Here is a 16,665-nt window from a genome sequence, read left to right as displayed (position 1 = left end):
GTGGGGCTACGCCGGTGTCATCGGCCTCGCTCCGCTCCGCGTGCACCTCGCTCCGCCACCACGCACAACAGGGCACCATCGCGGTGGGGCTACGCTCGGGCTCGTGCCTGTGACAGATCCCGCCGACGCCCGCCTTCTCGCCGCACTGGCCGAACTCGGCAAGGCCGCCGTGCACGAGCTGGCGGCCAGGGTGGGGATGGATCCACGGGAAGCCGCACACCGCCTCGTCAGCCTCTCCGCGAGCGGCCTGCCCTTGCTCGTCGGCGTCGAGAGCGATCCGCAGGGACTCCGGGCCGCGTTGGCCGGTGGCGCGGCCGGCCCTCAGGTGGGCCAGCCGCAGCCGTCGCAACAGCCACCGCACGGCGCTCCGTCCGGCCCCTACCCCGTACAGGGCACGCCCAGCGGGCAGTACCAGGTCGCACCGGCGTACGGCACGCCGAGCGGCGCCCACCGGCCGCCGTTCCCGCCGCCCTCGACCGCTCCGAACACTCCCCCACCCGCGACTCCCCAGAGCCGCCCCTTCAGCGCACCTGCCGCCCCACCACCCCCACCGCCGGACCCAGTGCTGAACACCTGGGGCCCGCCACAGACCGCGTCCTGGGCGCGTGGGGACCAGCCTCCTGCCGGTGCCCCGGCCACCGCACCCGCCGCCAGTGGCAAGCCGGGTGACGTGCTCGAGACCCGGGGCCTCGATGGCGAGCAGCTCGCCGTCCAGTTGCTCGAGGTGCAGGACCCCGCCGACTACCTCTTCGGCGCCGCGGGTTACCGGCTCGACCAGGGCGAGCGGGCCGTCGTCGTGCACACCGAGATCACCAACAGAGGGAACGTGCCGTTCGCGTCGCTGCCGGACAACTACCTGGAGTTGCTCACCGCCGATGGCAGGGCGATCACCAAGGCCCCGGTGTCGTTGACCTCCCGGCCGCCGCACCGGATCGGCGTACGACCCGGCGAGACGACCGGCGGTCACACCGTGTACGTGCTGCCCGACTCGACCCACGTCACGGCCGTGCGTTGGAGTCCCCGTCCTGAGCCGGACGAGCGCAGCCTCACCTGGTCGGTCGAGAGCTGATCCCGCACCCGGTCTCCCGGAAGCCGCTAGCTCTCGGCCCGCAGCGTCTCGAGGGCCTCGGCAAGGTCGGCCGGGTACTCACTGGTGAACTCCACCCGCCGCCCATCGGCGGGGTGGGCGAACGCGAGCGAGCGAGCGTGCAGCCACTGCCTGCTCAGGCCCAGCTTGCGGCCCAGTACCGGGTCAGCGCCATAGGTCAGGTCACCGACGCACGGGTGACGCAGCGCGGAGAAGTGCACCCTGATCTGATGGGTCCGGCCCGTCTCGAGTTTGATCTGCACCAGCGAGGCCGCGCGGAAGGCCTCCATCACCTCGTAGTGGGTGATACTCGGCCTGCCCCCCGCGACCACCGCGAACTTGTAGTCGTGGCGGGGGTGCCGGTCGATGGGCGCGTCGATGGTGCCCTTCGTCGGGTCCGGATGGCCCTGCACCAGTGCGTGATAACCCTTGTCCACGGTGCGTTCCTTGAACGCGCGCTTCAGCATCGTGTACGCGTGCTCGCTCTTTGCCACGACCATCACGCCGGTGGTGCCCGCGTCCAGCCGGTGCACGACCCCCTGCCGCTCGGCTGCCCCGGAGGTCGAGATCCGCAACCCCGTCGCGGCGAGGCCACCGATCACCGTCGGCCCGGTCCAGCCTGGGCTTGGGTGCACTGCGACTCCCACCGGCTTGTCCACCACCACGATGTCGTCGTCGCTGTGCAGAACCCGCAGGCCGTCCACCGGCTCGGCGACGACCTCGATCTCCCGCTGGGGTTCGGGCAACGTCACGTCCAGCAGCCCGCCCGCGGCGAGCCGGTCCGACTTACCCGCAGGCTGCCCGTCCAACAGCACCGCTCCCGATTCGGCGAGTTCGGCGACCGCGGTCCGCGACAACCCGAGCAGTTTCGCGAGCCCGGCGTCGACACGCATCCCGTCCAGCCCGTCGGGAACGGGCAGCATCCTCGAACTCATATTGTGTCCTCAGTGGACTTGTCCGCAGTGTCCTTGGGCTTCCGGGTCGACGTGCCGTCGTAGTCCTTACCCAGCAGAGACAGCACCACGATCAGCACGGCACCAACGCAGATCGCGGAATCCGCGACGTTGAAGATCGGCCAGGCGTCGCCGTTCGGCGCGAAAACGGAGATGAAGTCCACGACATGTCCCTGCAGCGGACCGGGCGCGCGGAAGATCCGGTCCGCGAGGTTGCCGAGCGCCCCGGCGAGCACCAGGCCGAGACCGATCGCCCAGCCGACCGAACGCAGCCTGCGGGCGAGCCAGATGATGGCGATGACGACGGCGATCGCAGCCAGCGCGAGCAGCCACGTCAGGCCTGTCGCCATCGAGAACGCGGCACCGGGGTTGCGGATCAGCTGCAGGTACACCAGACCGCCGAGCACCCTGACCGGCTCCCGCCCTTCGAGCCCGGCGGTCGCGATGATCTTGGTCACGAGGTCGAGCGCGAAGACGGTGGCCGCCACGACGGCCACCAGTGCGAGGCGCCGCTTCGGCAGCGGTTCCCGCTCTGTCGGTTCGTACCCGGACTGCTCCGGATCGGTCTCGGCTCTGGGCTCGGGCTCGGTGCTCACCTGCCCATTGTCCACTCCCGTGGTCAGAGCTCCGCAACGGCGGGCCGTGCACGCCGCAGCAGCGCCGCGATCACGCCGCCGAACATCACCGCGGCACCCGTCTGGGTCGCCAACGAGCCCGGCGTGAGGAACAGCCCCGCGACCAAGAACAGGACACTGACCGCGGTGAGCAGTCCGCTGCGTTCCAGCCGGCCGAGGGCGAGCAGCGCGGCGCTCACCACGACGATGTCCGCGCTGCCCGGCACCAGCACCACCAGCCCGGCCGCGGCAACCAGCCCGATCAGCACCACACCGAGGACGGCTGTCGTCCTGCGGTATTTCCCGCCACCGAACCGGGACCAGGCCAGAGCACACAGGCCGAGCAGTACGAGTGAGACGCCGGTGGTGGCGAACGCGGAAGACGGCGTTGGGCGATCGACGACGTCCAGCACCTCGTGGCCGAGCCACAACACGAGACTTCCGCCCAGACCGACAGCGACGCCACGCCACCACGAGACCGTTACCCCTGTGCTGCGCAACCGCAGGACGTACCAGGCAACTGTGGCCAGGTAGAGCACGAGCACGGCGAGGAACCAGCCCTGCCAGTAGTGCGCGGTGCCGACGTGGAACGCGTCGATCTTCCCATTCGATCGCGCGGAGACCAGGACAGAACCGTAGAACGGCAGATCGTCGGGCACCGGACCGTACGCCATCCAGCCGAAGTCGTGCTCCGCGTGGGGCGCGGTCAAGGCGAGAAGGAAAAACCCGAGCAGCGCCAGTGGAAACCAGTACTCGCGCCGCTGTCCCGACAGTGCCTTCCGCATTCGCCCCCCTTTGCGGGGCTCGACTCTAGTGCCGGGTGGTGTCCTCGCCCCACCCGACCAGGAAGTCAGGCAGGGCACGGGGATCGGGCGTGGGTGTCCAGCGCCCGTCCTGGCGGGCGTAGTCCCATCGAGCACCGCGGGCGACGACCTGACGCAGGGCGAGCACCAGCCGGTCCACATGCTCGGGGGTGGTACCGAGGCCGATGCTGACCCGCAGGGCCTGGCTGACCTCGGTGCCCGTGCGGCCGATCAGCCTGCGGGTGGCCACGTGTGCGCAGAACGCCCCGTCCCGGACGCCGATCCCGTACTCGGCGGACAGCACGGCTGCCAGCCAGCCGGAGTCGAGCCCCGCCACCACGAAGCTGACGGTGCCGACCGCTTGTGGATCGGTGCCGTCTTCGTCGAACAGGCGCAGCTCGGCGACGCCGGGTACCGCCGCCAGCCCGGTCCGGAGCCGATCCAGCAGGGCGGCCTCATGCCGGAGCACCTCGTCCCTGTGGTGTTGCAGCTCCGCGCAGGCAACTCCGAGGGCGTACACGCCGACCGTGTTCGGTGACCCGGCCTCGTGCCGCTCCGGGCCGGTGTTCCACACGGCGCCCGCCCTGGTTCCGTCGGTGGTCACGAGCCTGCTGGCGCCGCCCCCCGCGAGGTAGGGCGGCGCGGCGCGCAGCCAGTCGGCCCTGCCGATGAGCGCTCCGGCACCGAACGGCGCGTAGAGCTTGTGCCCGGACAGCGCGACGTAGTCCACATCCAGTTCCCGGACAGAGACGCCACGATGCGGCGCCAACTGGGCCGCGTCGACCGCGATCCGCGCTCCGTGTTCGCGCGCCACGGCCGCGAGTTCGGCGACGGGGAACAGTTCGCCGGTGACGTTGGACGCTCCGGTTACGACCAGCAGTCGCGGTCCGACCGGGCAGCGGGCGAGGGCGGCGTCCACCGCCGCAACCGCATCGGCCCGGGTGCGCGGTGTCTCGATCTGCGTGACGTGCGGGCCACGCCAGGGCAGCAGCGCCGCGTGGTGTTCGGTGTCGAACTGGACCACCGCCGTGTTCCGGGGCAGGCTGCGGGCCAGCAGGTTGAGGGCGTCCGTGGTGTTGCGCGTGAAGATCACGGTGTCGCCGGAGCGAGCGTCGACGAACCGGCGCAGCACGTTCCTGGTGCGTTCGTAGATCCGAGTCGACACCTGGGACGCGAAGCCCGCACCCCGGTGGACGCTGGCGTACCAGGGCAGGAACTCCTCCACGGCGTCGCGCACCCGCTCGAGGCACGGCGCGCTGGCGGCGTGGTCCAGGTTGGCGTACGTCGCGGATCCGCCGGTGACGAGCGGAACCCGGAGCGCCGAGCCGGTCACGGCTGGGACTGGCTCGGCTGCCGCGGTCGCACAGGTGGCGGGACGGTCGAGTGCCAGGGTCATGAAGCCTCCTCGGGTCAACCGGACCCGGCGAGGGTCCGCGCTTGCCCGCCACACCTCGTGACAGGCCAGGTCCTCACCCGGGGCACCCCACCGCGGAAGGAGGGTTGCCGGCCAGCAAGCCGGGGCTTGACGCTGGCACTCATGACCTGCCGCAAACGCTAGCGGAGGAGACACCGCGAGCGCGAACCGCTTCCAGTTGCTGGGACGGCAGCGCGCTGACCTGGCGAGTGAGCGTCAGCCGTCGTAGCGGAAGCGGCCGGGCAACTGGACGACCGCGGCATCCCGCAGCCGCGTCGCCGTGCCGCCGTACTGCTCGGCGCCCTCCGCGAACCGCCAACCGCCGAACGTCTTGCCGTCCACCGGCTCGCCGTAGACCGCGGCGAGTTCCGTGGAGAGCCGGTCGTAGGACACGCCGTCCCAGTTCCCCTCGGCGAGGGCTGCCGATTCCGAGGACGCCTCCGAGGTCGAGGACATGGTGTTGCCGGACAACTGCCACAGGGTGAAGTGCACGTGGGCTCCGGTGCTGCGGCCACCGCAGGGCAGCGCGTTACCACTGTCCCCGAGCCGGGCACCCGCCGCGACCTGCTCGCCATCACGCACCGTGATGTTCTCCAGGTGATAGTAGCCGGTACGCCATCCGTCCGAGTGATCAACGGCCACCCAGTCGCCGCCCGAGCAGCGCTGCAGCCGGACGACGCCCGCGCGCGCCGCCCTGACGACCCCGTCGCCGGGGCTGAAGTCGATGGCGTTGCGGACTCCGCTGGTCCCGTTGTCCGAGTGCACGCCGGCGGAGTACGTGTTCTGACCTGCCGCCATGGGCAGACCGAACTCGGGAAAGGCGACAGGCGTAGACGCCGCGGCCGGAGCCCCGAGCAGTCCTCCGGTGAGCACCAGCGCCAACGCAACTCCACGCCACTTCGACCGCACACCGCTAATCACTCTCGGTACTCCCGTTCACCAGACGACTAACCCGAACGGGTAAGGAGGTTAGGCCGTCTGGCTGTGCCCGGGGACCTACGATCGTCGGTACTTGAGGCTCCCTTTGGAAACGCGACGCTCGCACTTTCCCGGGAAAGTGACATACCGCGCGCGTGCAACGACGTCACTTTCCCGGGAAAGTGCGGTTCTCGGTTCTCGGGCTGGCGTCAGCGGCCGGACTCGCCCCGCCAGCGAGCGAGCCTGCCCGCCCGGTCCACGGCACGCAGCCGCCGTTCCGCCACGGACCGGGCCTCTTCCGTGGTCACGACCAGCAGCTGGTCACGACGTTGCAGGCGACTGTCGGGCCCGGGAGTGAAGCTCTTCCCGTCCCGCACGATCAGACTGACCGTGGCACCGTCCGGCAGTCGCAGCTCGCGCAGGTAGACACCGTGCAGCTGGGAACCGTTCTGGATGCGTACCTGCAGCAGCACGGCGGACAGCTCGTCCAGCGGCGCCGAGTCCACCTGGATCTCGCGCGGCTCGCTCTCCGCGGAGAGGCCGAGCATCCGCGCGACCGGACTCAACGTCGCGCCCTGCAGCAGGGTCAGCACGACCACTACGACGAACACCGCGTCCACCAGGCGCTGCGCCCCTGGCAGGCCCTCGGCGAGCGGAATCGTGGCGAGCACGATCGGCACCGCGCCCCGAAGCCCCGCCCAGGACAGGAACAACTGCTCCCGCCAAGGCACTTTGAACGGCAAGGTGGACAGCAGCACCGCGATCGGCCGAGCGAGCAGCAACACCACCGCGCCGGCCACGAGCCCGGGCACGATGGCATGCAACAGCCGCTCGGGGGAGGCGAACAGACCGAGAAGCACGAACAACCCGATCTGCGCCAGCCAGCCGAGCCCTTCCGCGAAGGACAGCGTGTCCGACCGGTGCGGCAGCCTCGAGTTGCCGAGAACCACCCCAGCGACGTAGGTGGCGAGCAGTCCGGATGCGCCGATCAGCTGGCCCGAGGAGTAGGCGACCACGCACATGGCCACCGTCGCCAGCGGATAGAGCCCGGTGGCGGGCAGCGCGGCCTTGCGTAGCGCGCGAGAACCGACCCAGCCGAACACCAGCCCAGTCAGGGCACCCGCGACAAGCTGGTACACGACGAGTAACGGCAACGTCCAGTCGACCGTGACTCCGGTCGCGATCACCACCACGGCGATGTAGGCCGGGGCGTCGTTGAGCCCGGATTCCAGTTCCACGGCCCCGGCGAGCCGTTTGCTGACTCCGACCCCGCGCAGGACCGAGAACACCGCAGCGGCGTCGGTGGAGGCAAGTACGCCGCCCCAGAGCAGCGCGGCTCGCCAGTCCAGTCCGAGCAGGTAGTGCAGGGCGACGCCGGTGATCGCGATACTCACGCCGACGGCCACAGTGGATAGCGCGATTCCCGGTCCCAGCGCGGGTTTCACCATGGACCAGCGGGTGGTCAGTCCACCCTCGATCAGAATCATCACCAGCGCGGCGAGGCCGAGCGCCTGCGTGAGGGTCGCGTCCTCGAACTCGATACCGAGCCCGCTCTCCCCCAGCAGCACCCCGATTCCGAGATAGAGCAGCAGTGACGGAAGTCCTAATCGGATCGACACACGAACGGCGAGAACGGCGAGCAGGAGAACGCCCGCACCCGCGCCGAGAATGATCGGGAGATTGTCCATCGCGCCTCCCGTCCCTGCCGCCCTTGAGCTACAAGGATAGAGACTCGATCTTCACGGCTGCCCCCGGTGGTGGGTCCGCCAGCTCGATGAGCTTGTCGCGGCCGCGTTCCCCTTGCACCACAACGAGATCTCGCGCGCGGACCGACAGCGCCTTCGCGAGTGCCCTGCGCACCGCCTCGTTCGCCCTGCCGCCCACCGCGGGCGCCTGCACACTCACGACGAGCGCGGGCCCGAGCGCGCCGTCCCATCGTCCGCCGACGGCGTCCCGCTTCGCCCCGGGCTTGACGCGCACCGCGAAGCGAAACGTGTGATTCACGCTACTCACGCTATCCGGTGGGCGGGAAACGCGATGGCTCGGGCCGAGAGCGCTGCGCTACCGTCGGGCCATGGGTCGTCTCTCGTCAGTGAACCTCGGGAACGCGGAGCGGGACACCGATGCGCGCGTCGGTGTCACCGGAATCCGCAAACGTCCCGTGTCCGGCCCGGTCGAGGTCCGCGCCCCCGGTCCGAGGGGCACCGGTGGCAGCGGGCTGGCCGGGGACGAGGTGTGCGACCTCCGGCACCACGGCGGTGACGACCAAGCGGTCTACGCCTACGCGGAGGAGGATCTGGCCGAGTGGTCGGCGGAGCTCGGCCGGACGCTGGGACCGGGATCCTTCGGCGAGAACTTCACCACGTCCGGACTGGATCTGACGGCCGCGCCCGTCGGCCAGCGCTGGCAGGTCGGGAAGCAGCTGCTGCTGGAGATCTCGGGACCGCGCGTCCCCTGCCGAACCTTCGCGAGCGCGCTCGACGTGCCCGGCTGGGTCAGGACGTTCACGGCGCGTGCCCGGCCCGGTGCCTACCTGCGCGTGCTCAAACCCGGCCGGGCCCGAGCGGACGACCCGATCACCATCGTGCACACCCCCGACCACGACATCACGCTCGGCCTGGCGTTCCGGGCGATCACCACCGAACGGGATCTGCTGCCCCGGCTCCTCGTCGCGGACGCGCTACCCGCGGAGATCCAGGGCTGGGCGAGAAAGGCCGCTACAGCCCGTCCAGAAACCGCCCGCTGACCGCGACAGCGGGATCGGACGTGCCTGCCCGTGCGGTCAGCACTGCGAACGCCACGTCGTCGCGGTACCCGGCGAACCAGCCGTGCGCCTGACTGCCGTCGCTGAACTGGGCGGTGCCGGTCTTGCCGAGCACGGTCCCGCGCCCGCTCAGTGCGGTCGCGGTGCCGCCGGTGACGACCTCTCGCATCATGCCGCGCACCGGCGCGAGCACGGACTCGGGCGGAGCTTGGTAGGCGCTGTTGACCGTGGTCTCCAGATCGCGCCACAGCGCCGGCGTCACCGCCTCGCCGCCCGCGACGGTGGCCACCATGACGGCGAGCCCGAACGGGCTGGCCTGCAACTCGCCCTGACCGATGCCCTCCTCCAGCCGCAGCACCGGATCCGCTGCCGGGTCCGCGCGGCCCAGCTCGGTACTGATTCCCGGGATGGCGAAGTCCGCGTTGAGCCCGAGCTGACCAGCCGCGCGGGAGAGTCCGTCGGCGGGCAGTTTCGTGGCGAGCGCGCCGAAGGTGGTGTTGCAGGACTTCGCGAAAGCCGTGTGCAGCGGCACCCGGCCGAGCGCGAACTCCCCGTCGTTGGGGATCGTCCTCGTGCCGATGGTCGCGGTACCGGGGCAGTCCAGCACGGTGTCCGCGGAGACGTTTCCGCTGCTCAGCGCCGCGACCGCAGTGGCGATCTTGAACGTCGACCCCGGCGGGTAGAGGCCGGAGAGCGCGTTCGGCTGGGCGCCCGCCTCGGCGTTCTGGGCGACCGCGAGGATGTCGCCGCTGCCTGGTTCGAGTGCGACCAGCATCGTGGGCAGGTCCACGCTGTCGACCGCTCGCTGCGCCGCCGCGCGGGCGCTCCGGCTCACCGTGGCGGTCAGCGGCTTCGCGTCCTGCTCTGATCCGCCTGCCAGCCGCTCCAGCTCGGTGTCATCGGCACCGACCCGGGCAACGGACCACTGCCCGCTACCGGACTGCTCCGCGGCGGTCCTCGCCATTCCGGGGGTGAGCACGTCCGCGGCCACCCCTTCCGCCGGGACGGCCACCCCGTCACGCCAGGTCAGCAGGGTCTCGCCGGTCCGGTCCAACACGGCGGGTGCGCCTTCACGGGTGTGCAGCAGGAGGCTCTCCCCTGCGCCGAGGCTCGGGTGGATCAACGAGGGGTCCCAGCGAACCCGCCAGCCGTCATCCGCCTGCACCAGGCGGATCGATGTCTCGTACGTCCACACCCGATCGGGTCCGAGTGTCCATTTCACCGAGACCGTGCCCGTTGCCTCCTGCCCGTCCGACTCCGTAATCACCGAACCCAGGTCGGTGACCACGTCGTCCGCCTTGAGGCCGTCATGGACGGCCAGGATCGTGGCCTCGGCGGCCGCGGGGTCGTCGGTCAGCGCGGCGGCGCTCCCCGGCTCCGCGCCGCTGAACGCCAGCAGGTAGTCACGGGCCACCGCGGTGGCCTCCGGACCGTCCGCGGCCTGTCCGTTGTTGTCCCGGCCGGCCGAACCCGACCCACCCTGCAAGATCACGACACCGGCGACGACGATGGCCACCATCGCCGTCGCCGCCCCGATCAGTACCCCACGTCTGGTGCGGTCGCGCACAAACACTCCCCCGGATCAGTCGGCCAGCGACCTCAGAGTGTCAACCCATCACCGTTTCGGGTGACAGTGTGCGAAACGGCGACCGTGCCGGGACTGATTCGTGATGTCCGTGCTTGCCTCGCCCTGTCAGTGCTTCGCGACAGCCACCGTGACCTTGTCCCCCTCACCAACGGTGCCTGCCGAGCCGTCCGAAACCGGGCCGTACCCGACCGCACGTGCCAGGGTTTCCTTCGCGATGAACCCCTCGTGCGTCCGCGCCGCCGTGACGACCTCCTCGGGTGCGTCAACGGTCAGGGCGATGCGATCGGCGACGTCGAGTCCGGCGTCCCGCCTGGCCTGCTGCACGACCCGGATCAGGTCCCGTGCCACGCCCTCGGCGGCGAGTTCCGGGGTGACCTCGGTGTCCAGCAGCACCAGACCGGACCCACCGGGCAGTTCCGCGGCCGCGCCGGAGTCCTTGGCGACCAGCTTGCGCTCGTACTCGCCCTCGGCGAGCTCGATCCCGGCCGCCACCACGGCACCGGACGGTGCAGTCGTCCAATCGCCCGCCTTGACCGCCTTGATCACCTGCTGCACGTCCTTGCCGAGGCGCGGACCCGCGGCGCGGGCGTTCACCGCGACCTCGAATCCACCGTGCGCCGCGACGTCGGTGGTGAGCTCCACCGACTTCACGTTGACCTCGTCGCGGATGATGTCGGTGAAATCGCGCAGTGCCTCCACATCGTCCGCCGCCACCAGCAGCCGTGACAGCGGCAGCCGGACCCGCAGTTTGTTCGCCTTACGCAGCGACAGGGCGGAGGAGCAGACCTGGCGCACGCGGTCCATCGCGGTCACCAGCGCGGCGTCGGCGAGCAGTTCACCGGGCGCTGGCCAGTCACACAGGTGCACGGAACGGCCGCCGGTGAGCCCACGCCAGACGGCCTCGGTGGTCAGTGGCAGCAGTGGCGCCAGCACCCGGCAGGTCACCTCGAGCACCGTGTGCAGGGTGTCGATCGCGTCCTGCTCGCCCGCCCAGAAGCGGTCCCGGGAGCGGCGCACGTACCAGTTGGTGAGCACCTCCAGGAAGTCCCGCGCCGTGGCACAGGCACCAGCCACGTCATAGGTGTCCAGCGAGTACTCGACGTCGGTCACCAGCTGGTGGGTCTTGGCCAGGATGTAGCGGTCGAGCACGTGCTTCGAGTCGGTTCGCGACCTGCCCTCCGTGCCTTCGGCGTTGGCGTAGAGCGCGAGGAAGTAGTACGAGTTCCACAGCGGGAGCACCGCCTGCCGCACCGCGTCCCTGATGCCCTTCTCGGTGACGATCAGGTTCCCGCCGCGCAGGATCGGGCTGGCCATGAGGTACCAGCGCATCGCGTCCGAACCGTCGCGGTCGAACACCTCGTTGACGTCGGGGTAGTTGCGCAGGGATTTCGACATCTTCTGGCCGTCGGACCCGAGCACGATGCCGTGGGAGACGCAGTTGCGGAACGCGGGCCGGTCGAACAGCGCCGTGGCCAGCACGTGCAGGGTGTAGAACCAGCCGCGGGTCTGGCCGATGTACTCGACGATGAAGTCACCGGGGTAGTGGTGCTCGAACCAGTCGGCGTTCTCGAACGGGTAGTGCACCTGCGCGTACGGCATCGACCCCGAGTCGAACCAGACGTCGAGAACCTCCGGCACCCGGCGCATAGTCGACTTCCCGGTGGGGTCGTCCGGGTTCGGCCTGGTCAGCTCGTCGATGAACGGGCGGTGCAGATCGTCCGGCCGCTCCCCGCTCTGCTCGTCGCTTCGGGTCGCAAGCTCCCCGAAGTCGCGCTCCAGCTCCTCGATGGAGCCGTAGACGTCCGTGCGCGGGTAGGTGGGGTCGTCCGAGGTCCACACCGGGATCGGAGTGCCCCAGTAGCGGTTGCGCGAGATCGACCAGTCGCGGGCGTTCTCCAGCCACTTGCCGAACTGCCCGTCCTTGACGTGCTCCGGGTACCAGGTGATCTGCTGGTTCAGCTCGACCATCCGGTCCTTGAACTCGGTGACCGCGACGAACCAGGACGAGACCGCGCGGTAGATCAGCGGGTTGCGGCAGCGCCAGCAGTGCGGGTACGGGTGCTCGTAGGTCTCGTGCCGCAGCAGCACCGCGCCCTGCTGTCCGGCCGACCCGGTGCCGTTCTTCAGGTCCTTGATGATGTTCGGGTTCGCGTCGAACACCTGCTGCCCGGCGTAGTCCGGTACCTCGGCGGTGAAACGGCCCTGCGCGTCCACCGGCGTGACCGGCTCGATGCCCGCCGCGTCGGTGACGACCTTGTCCTCCTCACCGTAGGCGGGGGCGATGTGCACGATTCCCGTGCCGTCGTCGGTGGTGACGTAGTCCGCTGCCAGCACGCGGTGCGCGTTCTCCCGGCCCACGAAGTACGGGAAGGGCGGGTCGTACCTGGTGCCGAGCAGCTCGGCGCCGGTGTAGCGCGCGACGACCGGTGGCTCCTCCCCCAGTTCCTTCGCGTACGCGCCCACCCGGGCCTCGGCGAGCAGGTAGCGCTGGCCGCCGGACTCGACGACGACGTAGTCGACCTCGGGGTGGACCGCGGCGGCGAGGTTGGACGGCACCGTCCAGGGAGTGGTGGTCCAGATGAGCAGGTAGGCGCCGTCCAGTTCCGAGTCGTTGCCCGCGACGCGGTAGCCGATGGTGACCGCGGGGTCCTGCCTGCTCTGGTAGACGTCGTCGTCCATCCGCAGCTCGTGGTTGGACAGCGGCGTCTCGTCGCGCCAGCAGTAGGGCAGCACCCGGTAGCTCTCGTAGACGAGCCCCTTGTCCCACAGCTGCTTGAACGCCCAGATCACCGACTCCATGTAGCTGGCGTCGAGCGTCTTGTAGTCGTTGTCGAAGTCGACCCAGCGCGCCTGCCGGGTCACGTACTCCTGCCACTCGTTGGTGTAGCGCAACACCGAATCGCGGCAGGCGTCGTTGAAGACCGCGACGCCCATCTCGTCGATCTCGGACTTCTCGGTGATCCCGAGTTGCCGCATGGCCTCCAGTTCAGCGGGCAGGCCGTGGGTGTCCCAGCCGAAGCGGCGCTCGACGCGCTTGCCCTTCATCGTCTGGTAGCGCGGCACGATGTCCTTGACGTACCCGGTCAGCAGGTGCCCGTAGTGCGGGAGGCCGTTGGCGAACGGTGGGCCGTCATAGAACACATACTCGCCCTCCCGTCTCCCACCACCACCCTCAACGGAGCTTCGCACTGACTCGTTCGAGCCGTTCTCCCCAGCCGGACGAGCTTCGACGCTGGCGGTGAAGGTGCGGTCGGACTCCCAGTAGGCCAGCACATCCCGCTCCAGTGCCGGGAACGACGGCTGGGCGGGGACCTGGCCTGCTGGCTGGTCGCCGACGTGGGCCTTGGGGTACATCGGGCGCTCCTCGCGGTTCGTCTCTCGTACGGATCACCGGCTCACACCGGCACTCCACACGGGGACGACAACGTCGCCATCGGGCGATCGTTCCCGCGGTACCACCCCGTTTGCCCCCACGCCGGTCTGCCGACCGGGCTCGAGGGCCACTCGTTCGACGGCTGTCACGGGCCGTTCCCGTCCGGTTCTACTGAGGCGGCTCTACTGCGGCAGCGTGCCGCCCGTTCTTCCGGAGGCTCCCCGGTGATGGCCGGATCAACGCCGTGTTCGTCCAGGTTAGCCGACCGCCTTGGGCCGACTCCATCCGGTTACGGAGCGGCACACGCGGTGCGGATCAGCGATCGGCGCGCGACTTTCCCTTACGCCGGTGCGCCGCCGCGAGGACCGCGTCCGGGCCGCAGCGGGCGCAGGGGGTGAAACCGAGTTCACGCGCCTCGGCCACCTCGATGGGGATCGTGTCGCGATCGGCCAACCAGCCACAGTCGGTGAGGTGGTAGCGCGGGTACTCGTCGACAACCACCACTTCGACGTCGAGTTCGGCGACGATCAGCAGGTCCGCCGCGTCCGTCTCCTCCTCGCCGGGGACGGCATCCGTCCTGGCCCGCGGTTCGGCGGATGTGGCCTCCTTGCCCGCGTCCGCCTCGTCCGCGCTCAACTCGCCCGTGGCCGGGAGCATCGCGGTCGGGGTGGCGGGAGTCTCGGCCGCGGGGTCCGCGACGGCCGGCTCGCTTTCGCCGTCCGTGACCGAAGCGGCTGGCGTGTTCGTCTCGGTGGCCGGGCTCGACTCGTCGTCGGCCGACTCCTCAGGGCTCTCCGGCTTCCCGGCGTCGCCCTCCGCCTTTTCCGGCTCCGTGGTGTGCGCTGCCCGCTCGTTCTCGGCAGGTTCCGCCGGGGACTCCTGCGCCGCGGAACGCCTGCGGACGAAGTCGACGAGCAGGACGATGCCCGCGAGCACGGAAAGACCGATGGAGATCCACGCCCACAGCGAGTTCGCGGTGATGAGGGCCGTGACCACACCGGCAAGGGCGGCCAGCACCAGGATCAGGACGATGTAGAGCACGCTGAATTACATCACGGGTCCGGGCACGACGCCGAGGTGGGCAAGCTTCACCCACGGTGCGTCCACCCACGCAACAACGGTTCCGCCCTCTCCTTCGAGAGGACGGAACCGTTGAGCTGGTGACTACTGCCGGGCAGGTGCGTGTCTGATGTCCGTGGGGATGGGGAGACACGCGCTGGCTGGACCGGCCCAACGGGGCGGGCGGTGGTTCTAGCCTGCCTCGGCCCGTGGACCGAACGAGTAGCCCTGACCGCTGTTGCCCCCGGTGCCGCCGCTACCGGACTGGCCGGAGCCTGCGGAGGCGGACGACGGAGCAGCCGATCCTCGGTCGTCGAGTTCCCTGAGCTGTGACTCGAGGAATCCGCGCAGCCGAGTGCGGTACTCCCGCTCTATCGTGCGCAACTCCTCGATCTTCTTGCCCAGCGCACTCTTCTCGCTGTTCATGTTGTTCATTGTCTCGGTGTACTTGCGCTGGGCCTCACGCTCGAGCGTGGTGGCCTTGTCCCGCGCCTGACGCTCCAGGGTCTCCGCCCTGGTCCGAGCGTCGTTCAGCATGGTCTCCGCCCGCGTGCGGGCCTCGTTGACCATGGAGTCCGACTTCGACCGGGCGTCGGAGAGCAACTGCTCCGACTTGGTGCGGGCCTCGGCCAGCATCCCGTCGGACTCGGTCTTGGCCTCGGCGGTCAGCCGGTCGGCCATCTCCTGGGCGAGCCCCAGCACCTTCGCGGCCTGAACGTTGGGCTCACCGTTGTCGCCCATCAGGCCCGCGTGGGACTGGGTCTGCTCCATCGCCGACGTCGGCGGTGGAACGGGGGCCAACCTGCGCGGTGGCTCCTCTCGCACCGGCGCCGCCTGTGGCGCGGAGCCTGCTCCGGCCTTCGCGGTCTCCAGCTCGCCACGGGTTGATTCCAACTCCGCATCGAGCTGTTCGACCTGCTGGCGCAGCTCGTTATTGTCCTCAATCAACCGCGCAAGCTCGGTCTCCACCAAGTCGAGGAACGCATCTACCTCGTCCTCGTTGTAGCCCCGCTTGCCGATTGGAGGCTTGCTGAACGCGACATTATGCACGTCAGCAGGGGTCAACGACATCAGATCACCTCACGCACTCCATGGCCTGCCGGACATCCTGGGTCCCCGTTACCCGGGATATGCCAGTTGCATCAGTATGAACACAACCAACAGCAGCACCATAATCGATAAGTCCAGCCCGACGCCGCCGATTCGCACCATCGGAATGATCCGCCGGACCAGACGGACCGGTGGGTCCGTCATTGTGTAGATGCTCTCCAGCGTCACCGCAACCCCTCCCGCAGGTCGCCACTCACGCGCGAACGCCCGTACCAGCTCCACGACGATTCGCGCCGTGAGCAGGAGCCAGAAGGCGAAGAGCACGTAGTAGAAGACAATCCGAACCGCATCCACGCCGTTCACTCTGCCACATGCCCCCGTCAGAAGGAGCGGTCGGAGTGACGAAGGAAGAGTCCGCCCTCGGCGATCCGCCTGCGGTCCTCGGCCGTCACGTCCACATCCGGCGGTGAGAGCAAGAACACCTTGTTGGTGACCTTGTCCATGGAGCCGCGCAGGGCGAAGGCCAGTCCCGCCGCGAAATCGACCAGCCGCTTCGCGTCGGCGTTCTCCATCTCGGTCAGGTTCATGATCACCGGGATGCCGTCTCGGTAGGCCTCCCCGATGCCCCTGGCCTCGGCGTAGCTCGTCGGGTGCAGGGTGGTGATCCGGCTCAGCGGGTCGCGGGCGGGCGTCCTGGTCTGTTCCGGGACAGGGCGCAGCCGGGCCACCGGCTCGGGCCTGCGATCCATCCGGTCCACAGCCAGCGCGCCCTGCACGGCGGGCTCCGCGGGAGCCGCACCGCGCGTCCGCCCGTACGGGGCGGGTGGCAGGTCGTCGTAGTCATCCATCGTGTGATACCGCCCACGGGAGCGAGGGCGGGTGAGCGGCTCCTCGTAGGCGTCGAACTCGTCCTCGTCGGGGTAGCCACGGCGGTAGTCGTCGTCGGTGTGATAGCCGTCGTAGCCGTCATCGTCGGCCGGCACCATGCCGAAGTAAGCCTTCAGCTTCTGCAGTGCGCTCATGCCTCTCCCTCGTTCTCGCC

15 protein-coding genes and 1 riboswitch are annotated in these 16,665 nt (G+C 69.7%); of the genes, 2 read left to right on the top strand and 13 right to left on the bottom strand.

Going from position 1 to position 16,665, the window contains the following annotated elements:
* Nucleotides 1-103: 103 nt before the first annotated feature.
* Nucleotides 104-1,069: an AsnC family protein gene (locus tag BM199_RS17305; RefSeq protein ID WP_091674243.1), complete on the top strand. Its 966-nt coding sequence runs from the start codon at nt 104-106 to the stop codon at nt 1,067-1,069.
* A 26-nt stretch (nt 1,070-1,095) separates the two neighbouring features.
* On the opposite strand, the gene BM199_RS17300 is transcribed toward BM199_RS17305, so the two are convergent.
* The 7 genes from BM199_RS17300 to BM199_RS17270 all read right to left on the bottom strand — a co-directional run bounded on the left by BM199_RS17300 (nt 1,096) and on the right by BM199_RS17270 (nt 7,793).
* A complete protein-coding gene (locus BM199_RS17300; protein WP_091674242.1) occupies nt 1,096-2,022 on the bottom strand; it encodes an RluA family pseudouridine synthase in 927 nt (308 codons plus the stop codon).
* Nucleotides 2,019-2,636, bottom strand: coding sequence for a signal peptidase II (gene lspA, locus BM199_RS17295; protein WP_091674294.1), 618 nt, complete (start codon nt 2,634-2,636; stop codon nt 2,019-2,021). Before lspA ends, BM199_RS17300 begins: the two co-directional genes overlap by 4 nt.
* Nucleotides 2,637-2,659: 23 nt before the next feature.
* A complete protein-coding gene (locus BM199_RS17290; RefSeq protein WP_091674241.1) occupies nt 2,660-3,439 on the bottom strand; it encodes a hypothetical protein in 780 nt (259 codons plus the stop codon).
* Nucleotides 3,440-3,464: 25 nt separating this feature from the next.
* Nucleotides 3,465-4,853: an aminotransferase class V-fold PLP-dependent enzyme gene (locus BM199_RS17285; RefSeq protein WP_091674240.1), complete on the bottom strand. Its 1,389-nt coding sequence runs from the start codon at nt 4,851-4,853 to the stop codon at nt 3,465-3,467.
* 32 nt (nt 4,854-4,885) lie between these two features.
* Nucleotides 4,886-5,000: riboswitch (SAM riboswitch) on the bottom strand.
* Between the two features lie 87 nt (nt 5,001-5,087).
* The gene (locus tag BM199_RS17280) at nt 5,088-5,792 is read right to left on the bottom strand and encodes a M23 family metallopeptidase (RefSeq protein ID WP_245788412.1); all 705 of its coding nucleotides are present in this window, start codon (nt 5,790-5,792) and stop codon (nt 5,088-5,090) included.
* A 206-nt stretch (nt 5,793-5,998) separates the two neighbouring features.
* Nucleotides 5,999-7,477: a potassium/proton antiporter gene (locus BM199_RS17275; protein WP_091674239.1), complete on the bottom strand. Its 1,479-nt coding sequence runs from the start codon at nt 7,475-7,477 to the stop codon at nt 5,999-6,001.
* 28 nt (nt 7,478-7,505) lie between these two features.
* Nucleotides 7,506-7,793, bottom strand: coding sequence for a DUF167 domain-containing protein (locus BM199_RS17270; protein ID WP_091674238.1), 288 nt, complete (start codon nt 7,791-7,793; stop codon nt 7,506-7,508).
* A gap of 70 nt (nt 7,794-7,863) precedes the next feature.
* On the opposite strand from BM199_RS17270, the gene BM199_RS17265 reads away from it, so the two are divergent.
* A complete protein-coding gene (locus tag BM199_RS17265) occupies nt 7,864-8,535 on the top strand; it encodes an MOSC domain-containing protein (protein ID WP_091674237.1) in 672 nt (223 codons plus the stop codon).
* Here BM199_RS17265 and BM199_RS17260 read toward each other — a convergent pair.
* The 6 genes from BM199_RS17260 to BM199_RS17235 all read right to left on the bottom strand — a co-directional run bounded on the left by BM199_RS17260 (nt 8,507) and on the right by BM199_RS17235 (nt 16,645).
* Nucleotides 8,507-10,120 carry a penicillin-binding transpeptidase domain-containing protein gene (locus tag BM199_RS17260; RefSeq protein ID WP_245788411.1) on the bottom strand — a complete coding sequence of 538 codons (1,614 nt, stop codon included), beginning with the start codon at nt 10,118-10,120 and terminating at the stop codon, nt 8,507-8,509. The two genes, BM199_RS17265 and BM199_RS17260, sit on opposite strands and share 29 nt — an antisense overlap.
* 126 nt (nt 10,121-10,246) lie before the next feature.
* Entirely contained in the window at nt 10,247-13,495 is a 3,249-nt protein-coding gene (ileS, locus tag BM199_RS17255; RefSeq protein WP_091674236.1) for an isoleucine--tRNA ligase, read from the bottom strand.
* A 334-nt stretch (nt 13,496-13,829) separates the two neighbouring features.
* Nucleotides 13,830-14,555 (bottom strand): hypothetical protein, encoded by a 726-nt coding sequence (locus tag BM199_RS17250; RefSeq protein WP_091674235.1) that lies wholly within the window; start codon nt 14,553-14,555, stop codon nt 13,830-13,832.
* A 210-nt stretch (nt 14,556-14,765) separates the two neighbouring features.
* Nucleotides 14,766-15,644, bottom strand: coding sequence for a DivIVA-like cell division protein Wag31 (gene wag31, locus BM199_RS17245; protein WP_091674234.1), 879 nt, complete (start codon nt 15,642-15,644; stop codon nt 14,766-14,768).
* A 48-nt stretch (nt 15,645-15,692) separates the two neighbouring features.
* On the bottom strand, nt 15,693-15,977 hold the full coding sequence (locus BM199_RS17240; RefSeq protein ID WP_091674291.1) for a YggT family protein: 285 nt from the start codon (nt 15,975-15,977) through the stop codon (nt 15,693-15,695).
* A 26-nt stretch (nt 15,978-16,003) separates the two neighbouring features.
* Nucleotides 16,004-16,645, bottom strand: a complete 642-nt coding sequence (locus tag BM199_RS17235) for a cell division protein SepF (protein WP_091674233.1) — start codon at nt 16,643-16,645, stop codon at nt 16,004-16,006.
* Nucleotides 16,646-16,665 lie beyond the last annotated feature (20 nt).

The organism is Amycolatopsis marina (genome assembly GCF_900111885.1).
Lineage (GTDB): Bacteria > Actinomycetota > Actinomycetes > Mycobacteriales > Pseudonocardiaceae > Amycolatopsis > Amycolatopsis marina.
This window is presented reverse-complemented; position numbering and strand designations above follow the sequence as displayed.